The organism is Paenibacillus chungangensis (assembly GCF_042675905.1).
Classification (GTDB): Bacteria; Bacillota; Bacilli; order Paenibacillales; family Paenibacillaceae; genus Pristimantibacillus; species Pristimantibacillus chungangensis.
Genome location: NZ_JBHTJZ010000004.1, coordinates 152,723 through 172,186 on the forward strand (window position 1 = coordinate 152,723; position 19,464 = coordinate 172,186).

A 19,464-nucleotide genomic window follows, 5' to 3' on the forward strand; every position below is an offset into this window, starting at 1 on the left:
TGTCGAAAGTGAATGGTGAAATGATAGATGAATTAGAGGAGGGTATATATCAATGAAGAGAATGGCAATTGTTGCACTAACGTTTATTCTTGCTGTTGTCCTTGCGGCAGGCTGCAGTTCTGGTAAGGAAGTGAATTCCCCTAGCGGCAACACAAATAAGGACGCACCGTCGACTGGGCAAGGTTCAACTGCAGGTGAGAGTGGAGCAGGCGATTCGTCGGATAAAAATGGTGCGGATAAGCCTGCCGTCATCAAGGTGTTCATGATGGGCGGAGCCAAGTTCCCCGATGGGCAAGACATTAACGATAATCCCTGGACAGAGATGATAGAGAAAGAAAACAATATCGATCTTCAGATTGATTACGGTCCGGCAGCTCCGGACGAGTTCATGAGCAAGCTGAATCTGAAGATCGCCTCCAACGATATTCCCGATCTGTTCGTCATTCCTTCCAGCTATCAGAATTGGTTGATGGAGAATGCCGAGTTGGGAGCACTAATGGAACTGGATGGAAAGCTTGATCCGTACAGCAACATTATGAACGCTGTCTATCCTGAATCCTGGGAAGCAGTAAAGTATAATGGAAAGATATACGCGATTCCTGTCTTGAACGATGGGAACAAAGCGACAGACAATCTATATATACGCAAAGACTGGCTGGATCGCTTAAAGCTGGATGTGCCTAAGACACTGGAAGACTATGAGAAGGTGATCAAGGCATTCAGGGATGAAGATCCAGACGGCAATAGCAAGGATGATACTTACGCTATGGTCGCTTACGACAATATGCTCGGCTGGTCGCATCTATTCGGTGCATTCGGAGTCGTGCCTGGCTTCTGGGTAGAGAAGGATGGACAATTGGTGATATCCGATATCCAGCCGGAGATGAAAGAAGCGCTTGCGTATATCCATAAGCTGTATAAGGAGAAGCTGCTGGACAATGAATGGCCGATTACCAAGATTGCCGCATTGAAGGAGAAGGTCGCGAATAACCAGACCGGCATCTTCGAAGGCAGCTGGGCGGCGCCGCGTGGAGAGATTAACACGAGCGTGCAGAACGATCCCAATGCGGAATGGATTCCCATCGCTCCTCCGACAGGTCCGAACGGCAAGCAAGGCGTATTCGGCGGGCCATACTTTAAGTCAATTGCCGTCATCAGCAGTCAAGCGAAGCATCCGGAGGCCATATTGAAGATGTTGAACTGGATGGCCGTACCGGACACGATGGATAAATTCGTATTCGGGTTCGGGGATTTGGGTGAAGGCGTACTATTCGATATCGTCGAAGGCAAATACGCTTTGAATTTCGAGAATCATAATAAATACGGGTACCGCCAACAACTCATGTACATGCAGCCTAAGGAATTGAACGAGAAGAAGATGGAGTCTCTCGGAGCACACTTCGATCTTGTCGGGACAATTAAGCATTCCGTTCAGTATGCGATTCCAAACCTGTTCATGGGCGCTCCGACACCTTCAATGATTGAGAACATGAGCAGTCTGGAGAAATTAAGAACCGAGACATTTACGAAAATGATTGTTGGCGAGCTGCCCGTCGATGCCTTCGACGAATTCGTCAAAGAATACAATGCCAAGGGTGGAGAAGTCATTACACAGGAAGTGCAGCAATGGTACATGAGCTCTAGGTAGGAGTAGTATCCACGCTCCTTACACTCCCGAGGTTCCAAAACAACCGGAAGGCACGGTGATTGACAATGAAGAAGATGCTTAATAAACGGAACCATTCAACGATCAAGAACAAGCTGATGGTCATCGTTATCGGGCATCTTCTTCTATTCTCTGTGCTGCTGTTCACCCTATTCATGTGGTTCCAGTCCGTCCTGGAGAATAAAATCAGCGCGTTGGCCATGCAAACGATGGATATGATCATCAATCATGTAGATTTGTATATGGAGAGTCATATCCGGCTGTCGGATACGATCGCGATTGACAGCAGCTTGATCAAGCTGCTCCGCGAGCATCCGGACTTCTCTTCGCCCGGTTCGGTCTGGTCCATGGTGCAGCTGCTGGAGAAGCTGAAGAGCTTCTCCGCCATGAATCAGAGTATAGATTCGGTCTCTATATATAACATGGGGTCGCGTAAAATCCTGTCGACAACGGATGGCATATTCAATATGTCTGTGGACAGGGCGGAATGGGAAGAGGTAATCAGAAGCAGCACTGAGCCGTTGACCATGATAGCAGATGCAGAGGGGGTTGTGCCCCGCTACGCTGGTAGAGGACGCTCCATGATTAGTGTGATGCGCAAGCTGCCGGGTCAGGAACAGGAGCATATCCTGCTCATCAATTTCAACAAAAAGATACTGGATATGTATACCGGAAGCGCAAAGCTCTGGCAGGGAACCGGGATTGCCATAAGCGATGAGCGAGGCAAGGTCTTCTATACGGCAAGGTTGACAGAAGAGCAACTGGACAAAATGCCGATTGCGAAGAAGGCTTACGATTCCATTGCTGTCATGGGACAGAAGTATATTGTCGTGAACAAAACTTCGCATGTAACAGGCTGGACCACAAGCCTCATTATTCCTTATCGAGAGATTATGTCCGATGTTTTGGTCATGCAACGTGTGGTAGTGGTTATTTTTTCGTTGTTAGCGTTCATTATGCTGATCACGTTCGGATTGCTCTATTTGCAAATTTTCAATCCGATCAAACGACTGATTCAGAGTATGGTTCAGATTGAAAAAGGGTTGTCCTTTAAGCCTATTCCCATTGATCGAATGGATGAGCTTGGTTATCTGCAGAAGCGGTTCAATGATATGGTTCATAATGAACAGAGCATGCGCAAGACGATTTATGAAGAGCAATTGCATAAGAAGGATATTGAATTGAAATTCCTTCAGTCTCAAGTTAATCCGCACTTTTTGTACAATACGCTAGATTCTATATATTGGCTTGCGGAGGAAAGAGAACTGGATGAAATCAGCGAAGTCGTGCTGGACCTGTCCAGATTTTTCAGATTGAGCCTTAGCCGCGGCAAGGATTACGTAACTGTGAAGGAAAGTGTAGAGCATCTCGACTATTATTTACGCCTCCAGCAATTCCGGCATGCGGATAAATTCGAGGTTATTTGGGCAGTAGACGAGGAGTTGCAGGAGATCAAAATTATGAAGCTGATGCTGCAGCCAATTGTGGAAAATGCGATCGTGCATAGTCTGGAGAGAGCGGCTGAACCTTGTCAATTAACAATTGCCATCTACCGCGAGCATGAAGATGCATGCTTTACTGTGACGGATACGGGGATAGGCATAGGAAGGGATCGCTTGTCCAGCTTGATGAAAGAAATGATGCGTGAGGATGGAAATGGCATCTCCGGTACGACATACGGACTGCGCAATGTGTATCAACGCTTGCTTATACAATATGGCGACGACATGAGCTTTGGAATCCGGAGTGAGCCGATGAAGGAAACTTGTGTATCGATCCGCATACGATTGACGCGGCTAAAGAGGTGAGCGCATGAGGATGAAAGCAATAATTGTAGAGGATGAGCCGAAGGTAAGGAAGGGATTAGCCGAGCTGGTCAACTGGGAGCAGTACGGTCTTGAGCTTGCAGGAACCGCTGCGAACGGACTGGAAGGTCTGGAATTGTTCCTGCAATGCGAGCCTCACCTTGTCGTTGCGGATATCCGCATGCCGGTTAAGGATGGACTCGCCATGACAGAAGCGATTTTGGAGAGAAAGCCGGATACGAGGGTGCTAATCATCAGCGGTTATGACGAATTTCAGTACGCTCAGCGATGTGTAGCGCTTGGAGTGACGAATTATCTGCTCAAGCCAATCGGCAAGAAGCAATTTCACGCAGAACTGGCGAAGGTGGTTCAGAGCTGGAGGGAAGATCGGCTGAAGGGCGAGCAGATTCATCTGCTGGAAGAGAAACTGAAAAATCATCTGCCTGTTTTGTACAATACTTTTCTAGACGATTGGCTTAGCGGCAACGCGTCGCTTTCAGAGGAGGCGCTGCAGGAATCTTTTGCTTTTTTGGGGGTGACTTATGATTTCGACAATTCTGCTGCCTTGGCGCTCTTCGAGCTGGATATAGGGGAGGGCGGCAATTACTCGATCTCCGACCGCAAGCTGCTGGAGTTCGCTATGCATAATATTGTAAGCGAGCTTGCAGAGCAAGTAGGAATTGTATATCAAAGGGGCGACGGACAGACGGTTGTCATCTATCAATCGGTATCGAGCGATCTGGTAGATGATGTCATGTTATGGGCGGATAAGGCCAGGGTTAAAGTCAGCGCTATTCTGAATGTCAGCGTCACTGTAGGAATAGGGCCTGAAGCTGTGCATATCCGGCAATTGCCTCGTATCTTCCAGGAAGCGAGGCGCATGCTGAGGATGAAGCTGAGCTTCGGAACGGACTTGATTCTTCATGAGCGTATGGTGCAAGCCGATTCAGCAGAGGCGGCTGCTGTGCTCTACGAGTCGGAGCAGACGCTACTGACGCATGCGGTGGAGAGGAACAATATTGCGGACATCGAGAGAAGCATCAAGGGACTGTTCGACAAGTGGAAGAGTCAGATGCCTCTAGCCTATCCTGATGAGGTCTCCTTCCAATTCATCGGCTTGTTCACAGGTCTGACCCATCGTCTTGGGAAAACGATTCGTGCTTTTCTTAATAAGGAGAATATGAAGAAGTGGAGAGATCCTGAGTTATTTCGTTCCATGGATGAGATGCAAGAGTGGTGGCTGGAGCGCTTTATTGACCTCAGTCGAGCTTATGAGGGATATCGCTCTGACCGCAAGACGAAGATTGTGCAGCAGGCGAAGGAATATATCGACCGGCACATCTATGACCAAGTGACCCGGGAAGCTGCGGCAGAGCACGTCTATGTCAACGGTTCTTATCTCAGCAGACTGTTCCGTGATGTAACGGGGGAATCGTTCTCTGACTTCGTCATGCGGAAGAAGATGGAGAGAGCGATTCATCTTCTTCAGATTGAACGAGTGATGGTATATGAGGTGGCTGATCGGCTGGGGTACAAGGATCCAAGCTATTTCGCAAGAGTGTTCAAGAAATATACGGGGAAGAGTCCGTCAGAATATCAATGAAGTTGCGTTTAATTGATTTGCAACAATGGATATGAAATAATGAGGCATTAATGATTATTTTTTTATTGGCGAAAGAGGGGGATGACGTTGAAAATACGTGTTTCCGTTGTACAGTATCATCTGCATACGATTCAATCATTCGAAGACTTTGCGATGCAATGCGAGCATTATATAAAGACAGCGCAGGAATTCAACTCGGAATTCATTCTGTTTCCCGAATTTTTCACGACGCAGCTGCTCTCCATCGGCGACGGACACGGATCAGCCTTGTCGATTAACGACTTGCCGGGATTCACGGAGCGATATCGGGAGCTGTTCGTTCGCTTCGCGCAGGAGACGGGCATGCATATTATCGGCGGTACACATGTAGTGAACAGAGGCGGCAAGCTCTACAATGTGGCGCATCTGTTCTATCCGGACGGGCGTATCGCTGAGCAAGCGAAGCTGCACATTACGCCGACGGAAGTGGAAGAGTGGAACATGTCGGCGGGAGACGGTCTTCAAGTGTTCGATACGGACAAGGGACGTATTGCCATGCTGACCTGCTACGACATTGAATTCCCGGAGATCGTCCGGATGGCGAAGGCGAAGGGGGCGGACGTGATCTTCTGTCCGTCATGCACGGATGACCGGCACGGCTTCCACCGCGTCCGTTATACGAGCCATGCCCGCGCGATCGAGAATCAGGTGTATGTTGTGTTGACGGGTACTGTCGGTTCGCTGCCGACGGTCGATTTCATGCGGGGCAACTTCGGTCAGGCGGCGGTGATTACGCCGAACGACGTGCCGTTCCCGCCGCAGGGCATTATGGTGCAAGGCGAGCTGAACAATGATATGGTGGTGACGGCCGACCTTGATCTGAGCCTGTTGTACGAGGTGCGGGAGAAGGGCTCCGTCACGACGTGGCGCGACCGCCGCACCGACCTGTATCCCGATTGGGAAGAGGCTTAAGATGGCATACCGCAGCGCATTCTATGTCTACGATCAGGAGAAGCCGGTACCGGTCGTCATCCGCAACTATACGGTGAGCGATATAGCGGAGCTGATCGCCATCCAGGCGGAGTGCTTCCCGCCTCCGTTCCCATCGGAGCTGTGGTGGAACGAGCAGCAGCTGAAGGGCCATATTGCGCTGTTCCCGGAAGGGGCGCTCTGCGTAGAGGTGGGCGGTGAGCTGGCGGGCTCGCTGACGGGGCTTCGCGTGGACTTCAATCCCGCCCACCCTGCCCACAAGTGGGAGGAGATCACAGATAACGGCTATATCCGGAATCATAATCCGCTGGGCAATACGCTCTATATTGTAGATATCAGCGTCCGGCCGAAGCATCGCAAGCTGGGGCTGGGCAAGCATATGATGCAAGCGATGTACGGTGTCGTTATTCAGCTGGGGCTGGATCGGCTGCTTGGAGGAGGAAGAATGCCGGGGTACCATAAGGCGGCAGCCGAGCTGACTCCCGAGCAGTACGTTAGCGAGGTGATTCGCGGCGAGCGGAGAGATCCCGTTCTATCCTTCCTGCTTCGATGCGGAAGAACGCCGGTATCGCTTGTCGCAGATTACTTGGACGATGAGGAATCGTTGCATTACGCCTTATTGATGGAATGGAGAAATCCGTTCAAGGGAATGGAGGAGAACGCAGTATGGACTATAGAAGAATAACGAGCATCGATGATCCTTTATTTGAGAAAATGCACAGGTTAATGGGGGAGATCTTCCCTCCCGAGGAAGTGCTGGAATACGAGCTGTGGCGGGAACCGCTGGAAGACCCCCGCATACGCGTATTCGTCGCCGTGCATGAGGGCGAAGTGGTGGGAGCGACGGAATATCGCTACTATCCCGACTGGAATATTGCGATGACGGATTTTACGATTATCGGCAGGCACGGCCTCGGTATCGGGCGCTTCCTGGCGCGGAAGCGGGAGAAGGATCTGCACGAGCTGGCGCAGGCGGGCGGCAAGGAGCTGTACGGCATGTTCGCGGAGATCTATGATCCCTACGAGCGCGACGATCACGACTTCGGCGGCGTCATGCCGATGCATCCGTACGTCCGCCGCGAAGTGCTGTCCCATCTCGGCTACAAGCGGCTGGATCTGGCCTACGTTCACCCATCGTGGAAGAACGACGGCGAGGCGGTGGAGGGATTGGACTTCTGCTTCATGCCGACGGACGAGACTGTACAGGATGTCCCGGCCTCTCTGGTAGCGGACTTCCTGACGACCTATTACACGGTACTGCCGAACAAGCCGCAGCAGTGGCTGGACATGATGGAAGGCATCAGGAGCAAGGATCGCATCGGCTTGCTGCCGCTATAAGCAATAGAGAAGCCCGGGAAGCTGTCATTCCCGGGCTTCTTGCTGCGTTATATAGCGTATATAAAGTTCGAGAAGAATGATTGAAAGCTAGAGTAGCGACTCGTTCGAGCCGGAAGGTAGCATACGAGCCGAAAAGGGAGCGTGTGAACCAAAAGCTAGCCTCCGAACCGGAATAGAGTAGGAATCCTACACTGGAGCGCAAAAAGGGGCATGCGAGCTGGAAGGATGGGTAGCTAAATGGATTCCATGTCCTTAATTTTACTCCTATGAGGAGGGGCGGACTGAATAAATGGATTTACTGTACTTACTCTCAGCGATATGAGCCCATCCAGTGCAGATTGGCTTTATTAACTGGATCATTTCCATTTGTTTTGGACGTTTCTCCTCTTTTCACGAGAATTAATGACATGAAATACATTTGGCGTTTAGCTTCTGGTTGTTGACACCAATTCGGTTTCGACGCTTAACGCTTGTTTAAGTTTTTGGCGGAATAGGGAGTGAGCGTGATCCGTAGCAAATGACATCATGCGGAAATGTTCGACCTAAACTGTCCTGATCAGAATTATAGGGGCATAAAGGGTCGGCACAATTCAAAAAAACTGGTGAACCTGCTAAAGAACGCCACAGAGGCTAATAGAAGGAATATGCTACATTCTAACTGCTAATGGGCGTCATTGCGCTTATTTGGTGCCGAATAAAGCGAATATTGCCAGAATCTATCGAATAGCATCAGTAGCACACGTTAGAATGCAGAATGGGACAGAAATGGTCAATGAGCTTCTATGGCGACCGTTAAAGTTGCGGATGTGAATGCAGTCGCCGCAACGGATATACGCAGGTGCAGCAGCGCTGGCCGGAGGACGCTACATACGCACGCTCCGCCTGTAAGCTCCGGGCGTCTTGCCCGTCTTCCGCTTGAACAAGGCGTGGAAGTGCTTGGCGTCCTGATAACCGACTGCCTGATGGATCTCCGTCACCGTTAATTCCGTCGTACGCAGCAGCTCGCAGCATTGCTGAATTCGGACATCTTGAAGGTAAGACTTGAAGCCCATATCCATGCGCTCACGGAATAATCGCTGGAGCTGGCGGACCCCGAGCTGCAAGCTTCGGGCGGCCTTCTCCGCCGTATGGTCGCGCTCGGGATGATTGCGAATCTCGAGAAGCATGCTGTCGAACGTCGTAGCCACGCCTTGCATAGCGGACGCGGAGGGCTGCTCCAGGGCGCGCTTGAATTGGATCAGCAGCATAAGCCAGTTGCATTGCACTGTGAGGCGGCCGAAGTCGAGGCTGCCCGTATATTCCCGATGCAGCGCTTCGAATAAGGAAGCGAATGCATGGTCGACAGCCCGTATCCCCCTCCAGCCGGACAACTGTCTGTAGAAGGTGAACAGGGAAGAGGTGTGGGCTTGCTCCGCCATACTCATCGCCTCCTCTTGGAAGATACAATTATAGACGATAAGCGATTCGCGAGAGCTTGCCCCCGCCGGACGGAACACATGGGAGACGCCTAGTGGGATCCAGAAGAGATCGCCCCTGCTGACGGGAACGGCTTGCCCGTTAATGTAATGCGTCCCCCTCCCTTCCGCGACATAAGTCATCTCATAGAAGTCGTGGGTATGCTCCAACTGCGTGAACGATTCTGTCACGCGATTGACATAGATCGGAAATTCATCTTCGAATATAAGCGCGTCTATTTTATCGATTACCCGCTTGCTCAACCTCTATTCCCTCCTTTCACCGCCTTCGTCTAGCCTTCATGCAACTATACTACTTTTTGCCGATTATGCCTATAATAATGTCGCGTTAGCCCTTATTACGAAGTCTTCTATCCCACTATACTGAAAGAAAATAAATGAAGAGGTGACTGGGATATGACAGACTCTACCCTGATAGTCAACGACATACGCTGCGAGTATCGCGATAACCCGATCGGAATCGATGAGCAGCGTCCGCGCTTCTCCTGGAAGCTAGCCGGGGATGGCCGGAATATCATGCAATCGGCTTATCACATTAAGGTCCATGAAGAGTGCAGTGGCGCACATGTGTGGGATAGCGGCAAGCGGATGAGCGACGCGTCTGTGCTTGTGGAATATGACGGCGAGGCATTGAAGCCCCAGACGGTCTATATAGTCGGGATCAAAATATGGGACAATGCAGGAAGAGAGTCCGAATGGACGGCATCGACCTTCGAGACGGGCTTGCTTCGTCCAGCTGAGCGTTGGACGGCGGAATGGATAAGCGGCGACGATGGAACAGATGAAGCCTCTTGCGACTACTTGCGAACGACCTTCCGGGTTCAATCGGCCGTGCGAAGAGCTCGTCTGTATGCCACCGCTTGCGGCATGTATGAGATGTATCTGAATGGGACGAGGGTTGGAGATAGCTATTTTACACCGGGATGGACGAATTACAAAAAGCGCATTCAGTACCAGACGTATGATGTGACGGCACTGCTGCGGCAAGGGGGCAATGGCCTCGGCGGCGTTGTCGGGGACGGCTGGTACAGAGGAGAGCTGGGATGGAAGGATCAGAAAGACTTCTACGGGGAGCAGAGAGCGTTAAGCGCGCTGCTCCATATATGGTATGAGGACGGTACGGAGGGTGTTGTAAGCACGGACGGAAGCTGGAGCAGAAGCAAAGGTCCGATTCGCACCTCTTCCATTTATCATGGAGAGGTGTACGATGCAAGGCTGGAGCTAGGGGATTGGAGCGATCCGGATTATGAAGCGGAGGGGTGGCTCCCCGTATGGCCGGTGGAAGCGCAGAATGATCGGCTAGTGGCACAGGTGAACGAGCCGGTTAGAAAGACGGGCGAGTTGTCTCCTGTGTCGCTAATCGAGACGCCGGAAGGTGATCAGGTGCTTGACTTCGGCCAAAATATGGTGGGCTGGGTAAGACTGCGCGTCTCGGGGGCGAAAGCGGGTAATGTCATTACGCTGCATCATGCGGAGGTACTGGATAGGGAAGGAAACTTCTATACGGACAATCTGCGCAGCGCCAAGCAGGAGAACCGCTATATATGCAAAGGGGGCGTGGAGGAGGTATTCGAGCCGCACTTTACCTTCCAGGGCTTCCGCTATGTACGTGTGACGGGCTATCCCGGCGACATCGAACTCAGTCAATTCACCGCAATCGTCCTGCATTCCGACATGGAGCAAGCAGGTATGTTCGAATGCTCTGATCCTATGCTGAATCAACTGCAGAGCAATATTATTTGGGGACAGAAGGGCAACTTCGTCGATGTGCCGACAGACTGTCCTCAGCGGGACGAACGCCTGGGCTGGACGGGAGACGCTCAGGTGTTCATACGAACAGCGGCATACAATATGAATGTGGCGCCGTTTTTTGCCAAGTGGCTGCAGGATTTGAGCTCGGAGCAGCTTCCGCATGGCGGCGTTCCGTTCGTCATTCCCAATGTGCTGGGAGTCGATCAGCATTCCTCCGCCGCTTGGGGCGACGCGGCAACGGTATGCCCTTGGACAATATACCAGATGTACGGAGACAAGCGGATGCTTGCACAGCAATACGGCAGCATGAAGGCTTGGGTGGGATATATCCGGGCGCAAGGGGATACGGAGGCGCTTTGGAATACGGGCTTCCACTTCGGTGACTGGCTTGGCTTGGATGCGAAGGAAGGCAGCTACATCGGCGCGACGCCGCAGGATTTGATTGCGACGGCCTTCTATGCTTATTCTACGGAGCTGCTGGTGAAGTCGGCGGAGGTACTCGGTTATGAGGAGGATGCGGCGGAATACCGGGCATTATATGAAACGATTGTGCAGGCTTTCCGCGATGAATTCGTCACGGTGAACGGCAGGCTGGCCGGACCGTTCCAGACGGCGTATGTGCTGGCTCTGCAATTCGGTCTTCTAGAGGAGGAGCATCGGCCTAGGGCGATAAGGGAGCTGGTGAAGCTTATAGAAGATAATAAAGGCTGCATGACGACCGGATTCGTCGGTACGCCTTATCTGTGTCTGGCTCTAAGCGACAACGGGCGAAGCGACTGGGCTTACAATCTAGTGCTGAACAAGCAATACCCGTCATGGCTGTATTCTATCGAGCAAGGAGCGACCACGATATGGGAGCATTGGGACGGGATTAAGCCGGACGGCACATTCTGGAGCAAGGATATGAACTCCTACAATCATTATGCTTACGGCTCTGTCGGGGAATGGCTGTTCCGCAAGGCGGCAGGCATTGATGGGGACCCCGAAGCGCCCGGCTTCAAGCGAATTGTTATCGCTCCTGAGTTAGACGCCAGATTAACGTATGTAAAGGCTTCCTATGCTTCCCCATACGGCGAGATTAGAAGCCAGTGGCGGCTGGAGGAGGATGGACAGCTGACGGTGAATGTCACGATTCCCATGAACACGACGGCTTCTATCTTGCTTCCCGGCGCCCAACCTGACAGCGTATTGCCGGAGTGGCAGGCACAGCAGGCCAGCGGGGGCATGCAGCTGGAGATCGGCTCCGGCAGCTACTCTTGGACGTATGCTTATCCCATTAAGGAGTCCACGGGTGAAGGGGAAGTGTTAGCGGCTCAATAGATCACTTATATTTATGATGGATAGAGCAAAGGGAGTCTCTTTTAAGAGGCTCTCTTTGCTCTTTTTAACCACCAAAAACTGCCTTTAAAAGCGGTCGCTCATTATTGGTAAGACGCAGCAGCGAGTACCCCCTGAAAATCATGTTGGGTGCGAAATATATAGACAGGCATAACTACTAACATGATATTGGAGTGATGATGAATTGAACAAGAAAACAGTAACGGTTCTATCTTCTGCCATTATAGTCAGCATGATGGCCACCAGCGCATTTGCCGCACCCGGAAAACCAAATAACGGTAAAGGCAATATGCCCGATAATTCCGGAACGGGTGTAGAGATTTCTGTTCAGGAAGATTCAAAAAAAACGGTGAAAGATTCTGTGTATGGTGGTCCCAATGGAAGCAATGGCCTGCTCCAAGCCTATGAGAATGTAAAGGACAAGCCTGCCGGTGAGCGCATCGCATTTTTGCTGAAAAGCAAATATAATATTGAAGTCAGCGAAGAGGAAGATTTGGACGAACTTGTCGACACTCTTGAAGAAGACGGTCAATTGGACGCTGCAGCAGAAGCTCAAGCAGAAATTATTCTTGATAATCTGAAGGATATAAAGCAATACAATAAGCTAAGCAAGCTTCAAGAGAAGATGGGCAAAAAAGGAATTAAAACGTATGTGAACGGAAAGCAACCAGAGTTCGACGTGCCGCCGATCATCGTTGAAGGGCGCACGCTTGTGCCGTTCAGGGCAATCGCCGAAGCGTTGAATGCGGAAGTGGAATGGGATGCCGAGACGAGAACGGTTACCGTCATGCGCGATGATATGGAAGTTAAACTAACACTGGGCAGTTACACGGTCCTGATAAATGGAGAGGAATATCAACTGGATGTTCCCGCTCAAATTAAAGACAAGCGTACGCTTGTGCCGATCCGATTCTTAAGTGAAGCGTTAAAGGCCGATGTGGAATGGGATGCCGAGACTACCAGCATTATTGTGATTGATGAGTCGCAACTGGAGCAAGAACAAGAATCGACAGATGCTAACGAGGATGCGGAATAAGCGGAATCTTGAATTTCGGAAGTGTATTCAGCTGCTTTGCTTATGAGAGCTGATGTGAATATGGCCAAGCTGCATGGGAGCCTCTTATAAGGGGCTCCTATTCCTGTTGTTGTCCGATGCGGAATCTCTTCTGCTATAATGTTGACAGGATGATAGAGACACGGGGAGATCGTGGGAATCGGAGGCATGAGAGATGAAGGATGTGAAGGAGCGACTGTCGAGAAAAGCGGCGAGTGAGGGTATCCGTCAGACAGAGGAGAACAGGGGTAGCGGGAAGGGACTTCAGAGATGAAAGAATATACACAACAGCAGCTATACAAGCGCTCGCTACTTATTGTCGTCATCTCGCAAGTATTCGGAGGAGCGGGACTTGCAGCGGGCATAACAGTCGGCGCTCTGCTGGCGCAAGAGATGCTGGGATCAGACAGTGTGACGGGGCTTCCGACGGCATTGTTCACGCTTGGATCTGCCGGGGCGGCATTGCTGGTTGGTCGGCTCTCACAGCGATTCGGTCGCCGAATCGGCCTGTCGACCGGCTTCCTGCTGGGCAGCCTCGGCGCTGTCGGGGTGATCGTAGCTGCGATATACAGCCAGATCGTTCTGTTGTTCGCCTCCTTGCTCGTCTACGGCGCCGGGACGGCAACCAATCTGCAAGCGCGCTATGCCGCTACTGATCTGGCGGATTCCGGGAAGCGGGCGACGGCGATCAGCATCTCAATGGTCTCGACGACATTGGGCGCGGTTGCCGGTCCCAATCTCGTCAATGTGATGGGAGAGCTCGCTGCCGGAATAGGCATTCCGAGACTGGCTGGGCCCTTCATTCTTGCGGCGGCGGCCTTCCTGCTGGCGGGATTGGTGCTTATGCTGTTTCTTCGTCCGGACCCGCTGCTTATGGCGCAGGAGCTGGCGAGGAAGCAGGCGGCTCGCGCGGATTCATCCGGTCAGGGCGCTGCGCCTGACTCGGGCGATTCTGCTGAGCCTATGCAGAGGAAGCTGGTCATCGTCGGCGCTGCCGTTATGCTGGTCACGCAGATCGTCATGGTCGGCATTATGACGATGACGCCCATTCATATGCGACATCATGGGCACGGGCTGGGCGATGTGGGTATGGTTATTGGCATACACGTAGCGGCGATGTATCTGCCTTCTCTTATTACGGGAGTCCTCGTAGACAAGCTGGGCAGAATGACCATGACGGTGGCATCCGGCATTACGCTTCTTGCAGCGGGCGTGGTTGCCGCTGTTGCACCTGCGCATTCCATGCTAGCCATTACGCTGGCGCTCGCTCTGCTCGGGCTGGGCTGGAACTTCGGACTGATCAGCGGCACGACGCTGATCGTCGATGCGACGACTCCGGCGAACCGTGCCAAGACGCAAGGAGCCGTCGATGTGCTGATTGCACTTGCCGGGGCAACCAGCGGGGCCATGTCAGGCATGATCGTGGCGGGCTCCAGTTATGCGGTATTATCCCTCGTAGGCGGCCTGCTCTCCCTCGTTCTAATTCCCGTCGTGGTATGGACGAGATCGCGGCCGCGCGGCAACACCACATCGAACGGCTAAGCCATATGCAGAACAGCGTTAAGAGGACCTCGTTCCCGCTATCGTGCGGGATGAGGTCCTTACTGCTGCTTGGTTCTCACTATCGCCGACTCCACCATCCCCTTCAAGCTTGCCTTAGAGTTATTCCGGGTCTATAAATTTTCCTCCCTGCAGCTGATCGATGAACTGTTGCAGCCAGGTGTAGTAGCTGACGCTATGCTGCAGCTTGTGCAGATCCTGCAGGCATTCTCTTCGCTCTTCTTCAGACGTGTCCTCTGCCAGTATGATGGCGGTAAGCTCCGGAATAACTTCATTAACGGCATGAAGCATGATGTCCGTCTCCCGCTGCAGCTTCATTGTGAAGAAGTTACGGAATGTAATAAAGAAGTCCGTCTCCGCGATATACTGATCCTTCCTGTCCTTCTTCTCTTCCAGCTTCGTCACCATCTTGGCATCCAGGAGCGAACGGATCGCATAGCTCATATTGCTCTTGCTCATATTCATATATTCCTTCATATCTTCAAGCGTCATCGCCTGGTTCTCGAAGAACATATGCCCATACAGCTTGCCGAATGAATAATTGGCCCCGTACAGATCCATTGTCTGTGCGATGGCATCGATCACCTGCTCTCGCAATTCACGGTGTTTGGACACCTCCCGTTGTTGAGCATAAGCAGCCTCAGACTTCTTCATTTCCTTCACTCCCTATCCATTTTCCATCATTTCTCATATGAGATTTACAAGAAGTTTAAATGAATTTGACGTTCGGATAACACTCGACGTTTACATTGAATGTACAATATTTTTTGTACGAAAGAGGGTTTTACCTAGCAATATACCGTTATTATAACAAAATTAAATAAATATTGAATTTAAGAAATGGAAAATGGAGATAGGGGGATTACGGCAGTGTCTAGCATTTCATTACAATCTCTGTCCAAACAGTACAATCAAGAGAAACGAACTTTGGACAATATCAGCTTGTCGATCAAGGACAAAGAATTTCTCGTGCTGCTCGGCCCCTCGGGCTGCGGCAAATCCACCTTGCTTAGAATGATCGCCGGTATCGAGGATATCTCGGAGGGGCAAGTATTCATTGGAGATACTTGCGTAAACGAGGTGGAGCCGAAGGATCGGGAAGTCGCGATGGTGTTCCAAAATTACGCGCTCTATCCACATATGACGGTGTTCGAGAATATGGCTTACGGCTTAAAGATTAAAAAGGTGAAGCGTGCGGAACGGGAAAAAAGGATTCAGGCTGCGGCGGAAATCTTGCAAATCGGGCATCTGCTGAAGCGGTCTCCCAGCCAGTTGTCGGGCGGTCAGAAGCAGCGGGTGGCAATCGGACGGGCAATCGTGAAGGAGCCGAAGGTGTTCCTGATGGACGAGCCGCTGTCCAATCTGGATGCGAAGCTGCGGAATGAGATGCGGATTGAAATCAAAAAGCTGCACGAGCGTCTTGATTCCACATTCATCTACGTCACACACGATCAAGTGGAAGCCGTTACGCTGGGGGACCGAATCGCGATTATGGCAGATGGGCGGTTCCGACAGATCGGCACACCATTAGAGATTATAGAATGTCCGGCCGATATGTACGTCGCGAGCTTCATCGGCTCGCCGCCAATCAATTATCTGGACGCCGCATTGGTGAACCACGGCGGTGAAGTCTATGCGGATATTGATGGCTGGCTGGTGGAATCCGATCTGCAGGCGGCTGTGGCGGAGTATCACCCATTCGTCATAGCGGGTATTCGTCCGGAGCATTGCTTCGTGACGGATGACGAGAGCGAAGGGCTGGAGATGGAAGTCGTATTCACGGAGATCATCGGCACGGAAGTATTGCTTCATATGACGTACAAGTCGCTGTCCTTCATCGTGAAGGAGAGCTTCAATGGAACGTATGCCAAAGGACAGCGGCTTCGCATCGGCGTACAGCCTAACAAAGTCCATCTATTCGACCGGCGTACAGAAAAAAATGTAAGGAGCTTCCCATGAACGTACTCATCTCCATAGACGGCGTAAGCCATCAGACATTCCAAGAGTATGCACACCTGTTCACAGCTATGAACTATTCCTGCTGCCGGAAGCTGACGACGACGTTCCCTTCGGTCACCTTCACCGCCCATGCGACGGCGATAACGGGGAGCAGCTCATACAAGCATCAGGTGTTCGACAATATAGTCGCGGACCGGGATACGAACAAGAAAATATCGCTTTACGGCGACGATGATGCCATCTGTAACCATTCCTTGCACGAGCAGACGCTGTTCTATTCGCTCGCCCGTCAAGGCAAGCGAAGCTGCTGCATACATTGGCCGCTGACATCGGGCAATCCCTATATTGATCATCTTGTAACGGAGTCAAGCAGCAAGAAGAGGAACCAGGGGATCGATCGTGGTTCCGTGTACGTGCTGGATGAGATGGCGGCTGAGGAAGTGATTCATGCCATTCAATCCGAATCGTTTGACTTCATCGCAGCCCGATTCATCGGCTATGACGCGATGTCCCACAAGCACGGCAAGCATTCGGAGCAAGCGCTGAGTTGCCTGGAGAGCTTGTTCGCCTACGTGGAGCGCATCGACAGCAGCTTGAGATTGTATCATGACAGCTTTAATCTGATCGTGTTCTCCGACCATGGCCAGAGCGACGTGCGCTCCTTCTTCTACCCTAACAAGGAATTGGCGGGGACGAATTGGCGGTCTCATATGGAGAACGATGAGCTACTCTTCGTCGGAGACGGCAGCGGCGCGATGCTCATGTACAGCTCGCTGGACAGGGAACGCAACGAAGAAATCATGGACTATTTCAGCCAATTGCCGGAGGTACAGAGCTTCTACAAGATGGATATTCATGCCTCATCCTCTTATTGTCCCGTTGCGATCATGAGCTTGCAGCATGAGGTATGCGGGGAAGATGTCGGGCCGGACGAGCGGGCGCAGTATGAGGAGCTGAAGAGTCTGCACGGCTATCATGCTGAAGCTGTGGATGAGATGAACGGCTTTATGGTATGCGCCGGTCACGGGTTGAAGCAGAATACCGTGATTCAGCAGGAATCCATCATGAATATTGCGTCGACAATTGCCGAGCTCTTCGGCATATCGCACGCATGCGAAGGCATTGCAATGAGGAGCCTCATGAGGGAGAAGGTACAGCATGATTAGATGGATAAACAGAAGGGTGAAGGATAACCTTTGGTCGATTGCACTGTTGTTGCCGGTGCTTATTCCGCTAGCTGTGTTTTGGATTTATCCCATGATCAGGACCTTTCATATCAGCTTTACGGACTGGAATTATATTTCGCCGGCTTACAACTATGTACAATGGGACAATTACAAGGATTTTTTCACGGATGACTTTTTTGCGAAAGTATTGCGCAATACATTTGTCTTCACCGTCTTCACTGTCTTCCCGCCTATTGCAATCGGCTTGTATGTCGCGGTGAAGCTGAACAAGATCAAGTCCTTGCGCACGTTCTTCGTCGCTTCTGTCTTCTCGGCATGGATGACGCCGACCGTAGTCGTATCGATGGTGTGGATCAGCATCTTCGATAAGGATACGGGCATTGTCAATCGGATCATGAGTCTGCTCGGTTCAGAGCCGGTAGCGTGGCTGGCCGGAGAGAATACGGCGATGGCTGTGGTCATTATTGTGACGGTGTGGAAGTACTTGGGGCTATCGATTCTTCTGCTTACCTCTTCCTTGGCCAAGCTGGACCCCGAGGTGGAGAAGGCGAACGATCTGGACGGCGGCAGAGGATTAAGGAAGCTGCTGCGCATTACTTTGCCGGCAATCGCACCGATTCTGGTTTTTCTGTTCATTCTGTTCACGCTGGATTCCTTGAAGGCTTACGACCAGATATATATTTTGACGCAAGGCGGTCCGGCAGGCGCAACGTCAACTATACTGTACTACTTCTATGTGCTGGCGTTCGAATGGTACGAGACGGGTCCGGCGGCGGCGCTCGCCATCCTCTTTCTTGGCTTGTGCCTGTTCATTAGCGCGCTTAATTATGTCGTATCCAGATTGCTGTTCAGAAAGTGAGGGGGCTTGTGCACTTGGCGAAATGGAAGACTTATCTCAATTACACAACGTTAACGCTGTTAAGCTTCGTCATGGTGTTTCCTTATCTATGGATGCTCATCATTTCTGTCAAACCGAAGAACGAGATGTACAGCGGCAGCATCCTGCCCTCTTCTCTTCACTTTGACAACTATATTCGGGTGTTTACGGAGACGAAGATGCTGCTGTATTTGTGGAACAGCGTGTATGTCAGCGTCATTATTATTGCATTTCAGATTTTATCGGCGATATTTGCAGCTTATGTATTTGCCGCGATGAAGCAGCGATGGGTGCAATTCATTTTCGTCATTATTTTGGCCACTTACATGCTGCCTTCGGCCGTCACGTACATTCCATCGTTTATCATCATCTCGAAGATGGATCTGCTGGATACGCATCTGGGCTACATCTTCAGTGAGAGCATCAGTATATTCGCCATCTTCTTCTTGCGCCAGACGTTCGTTGGCGTCCCGAAGGATGTCATTCAAGCGGCGAAGCTGGATGGGGCGGGGCATTTGAAGCTTATATTCACCGTATATATTCCCTATTCCAAAAATGCGATCGCTTCGCTCATTCTCATTGCTTTCATCTATAGCTACAACAATTACATGTGGCCGTCTCTGCTTATTAAGTCCGAGGACAACATGTTCGTCACGATCGGCCTGCGCAGGCTGTTCATGACCCAGGCGGGCTACGGCATGGACTTCCCGCTGGCGATGGCCGCCTGCGCAGTATCGCTGCTGCCGATGTTCATTCTGCTCGCCGTATCGAACAAACGAATTATACAATCCATGTCCAGTCTGTATGTGAATAAATAAGGTGGTGATGTACAGAGAGAGCATGTGAAATCGGGGTTAGAGCGTGATGGCTGTTCATGACAT

At 51.4% G+C, this 19,464-nt stretch carries 15 protein-coding genes; 13 read left to right on the top strand and 2 right to left on the bottom strand.

Annotated elements, in window-relative coordinates:
- Positions 1–52: 52 nt before the first annotated feature.
- The 6 genes from ACFQ2I_RS01485 (at position 53) to ACFQ2I_RS01510 (ending at position 7,381) form a co-directional block, all read left to right on the top strand.
- Entirely contained in the window at positions 53–1,648 is a 1,596-nt protein-coding gene (locus tag ACFQ2I_RS01485) for an extracellular solute-binding protein (RefSeq protein WP_377561686.1), read from the top strand.
- Positions 1,649–1,713: 65 nt separating this feature from the next.
- Positions 1,714–3,474 carry a cache domain-containing sensor histidine kinase gene (locus ACFQ2I_RS01490; RefSeq protein WP_377561945.1) on the top strand — a complete coding sequence of 587 codons (1,761 nt, stop codon included), beginning with the start codon at positions 1,714–1,716 and terminating at the stop codon, positions 3,472–3,474.
- A gap of 4 nt (positions 3,475–3,478) precedes the next feature.
- Positions 3,479–5,074, top strand: coding sequence for a response regulator (locus ACFQ2I_RS01495; protein WP_377561687.1), 1,596 nt, complete (start codon positions 3,479–3,481; stop codon positions 5,072–5,074).
- A gap of 87 nt (positions 5,075–5,161) precedes the next feature.
- Positions 5,162–6,025 carry a carbon-nitrogen hydrolase family protein gene (locus ACFQ2I_RS01500; RefSeq protein ID WP_377561689.1) on the top strand — a complete coding sequence of 288 codons (864 nt, stop codon included), beginning with the start codon at positions 5,162–5,164 and terminating at the stop codon, positions 6,023–6,025.
- 1 nt (position 6,026) lies between these two features.
- Complete coding sequence (locus ACFQ2I_RS01505) at positions 6,027–6,728, top strand: GNAT family N-acetyltransferase (protein ID WP_377561690.1); 702 nt, start codon at positions 6,027–6,029, stop codon at positions 6,726–6,728.
- Positions 6,710–7,381, top strand: a complete 672-nt coding sequence (locus tag ACFQ2I_RS01510; RefSeq protein ID WP_377561691.1) for a GNAT family N-acetyltransferase — start codon at positions 6,710–6,712, stop codon at positions 7,379–7,381. The genes ACFQ2I_RS01505 and ACFQ2I_RS01510 overlap by 19 nt, the downstream gene beginning before the upstream one ends.
- Before the next feature lie 863 nt (positions 7,382–8,244).
- Here the strand turns inward: ACFQ2I_RS01510 and ACFQ2I_RS01515 are convergent.
- Positions 8,245–9,099 carry a helix-turn-helix domain-containing protein gene (locus ACFQ2I_RS01515; protein ID WP_377561693.1) on the bottom strand — a complete coding sequence of 285 codons (855 nt, stop codon included), beginning with the start codon at positions 9,097–9,099 and terminating at the stop codon, positions 8,245–8,247.
- A 153-nt stretch (positions 9,100–9,252) separates the two neighbouring features.
- On the opposite strand from ACFQ2I_RS01515, the gene ACFQ2I_RS01520 reads away from it, so the two are divergent.
- The 3 genes from ACFQ2I_RS01520 (at position 9,253) to ACFQ2I_RS01530 (ending at position 14,542) form a co-directional block, all read left to right on the top strand.
- The gene (locus tag ACFQ2I_RS01520) at positions 9,253–11,928 is read left to right on the top strand and encodes a family 78 glycoside hydrolase catalytic domain (RefSeq protein ID WP_377561694.1); all 2,676 of its coding nucleotides are present in this window, start codon (positions 9,253–9,255) and stop codon (positions 11,926–11,928) included.
- A 202-nt stretch (positions 11,929–12,130) separates the two neighbouring features.
- On the top strand, positions 12,131–12,982 hold the full coding sequence (locus ACFQ2I_RS01525) for a copper amine oxidase N-terminal domain-containing protein (RefSeq protein ID WP_377561696.1): 852 nt from the start codon (positions 12,131–12,133) through the stop codon (positions 12,980–12,982).
- 288 nt (positions 12,983–13,270) lie between these two features.
- Positions 13,271–14,542: an MFS transporter gene (locus tag ACFQ2I_RS01530; protein ID WP_377561697.1), complete on the top strand. Its 1,272-nt coding sequence runs from the start codon at positions 13,271–13,273 to the stop codon at positions 14,540–14,542.
- A gap of 120 nt (positions 14,543–14,662) precedes the next feature.
- On the opposite strand, the gene ACFQ2I_RS01535 is transcribed toward ACFQ2I_RS01530, so the two are convergent.
- Entirely contained in the window at positions 14,663–15,214 is a 552-nt protein-coding gene (locus ACFQ2I_RS01535; RefSeq protein ID WP_377561698.1) for a GbsR/MarR family transcriptional regulator, read from the bottom strand.
- 216 nt (positions 15,215–15,430) lie between these two features.
- On the opposite strand from ACFQ2I_RS01535, the gene ACFQ2I_RS01540 reads away from it, so the two are divergent.
- From ACFQ2I_RS01540 to ACFQ2I_RS01555, 4 genes are read left to right on the top strand one after another with little or no spacing between them, the layout of a single operon-like run.
- Complete coding sequence (locus tag ACFQ2I_RS01540; RefSeq protein ID WP_377561699.1) at positions 15,431–16,519, top strand: ABC transporter ATP-binding protein; 1,089 nt, start codon at positions 15,431–15,433, stop codon at positions 16,517–16,519.
- Entirely contained in the window at positions 16,516–17,685 is a 1,170-nt protein-coding gene (locus tag ACFQ2I_RS01545) for an alkaline phosphatase family protein (RefSeq protein WP_377561700.1), read from the top strand. Before ACFQ2I_RS01540 ends, ACFQ2I_RS01545 begins: the two co-directional genes overlap by 4 nt.
- Positions 17,678–18,565, top strand: a complete 888-nt coding sequence (locus ACFQ2I_RS01550; protein ID WP_377561701.1) for a carbohydrate ABC transporter permease — start codon at positions 17,678–17,680, stop codon at positions 18,563–18,565. The genes ACFQ2I_RS01545 and ACFQ2I_RS01550 overlap by 8 nt, the downstream gene beginning before the upstream one ends.
- 8 nt (positions 18,566–18,573) lie before the next feature.
- Positions 18,574–19,401 (top strand): carbohydrate ABC transporter permease, encoded by an 828-nt coding sequence (locus tag ACFQ2I_RS01555; RefSeq protein WP_377561702.1) that lies wholly within the window; start codon positions 18,574–18,576, stop codon positions 19,399–19,401.
- Positions 19,402–19,464: the final 63 nt, after the last annotated feature.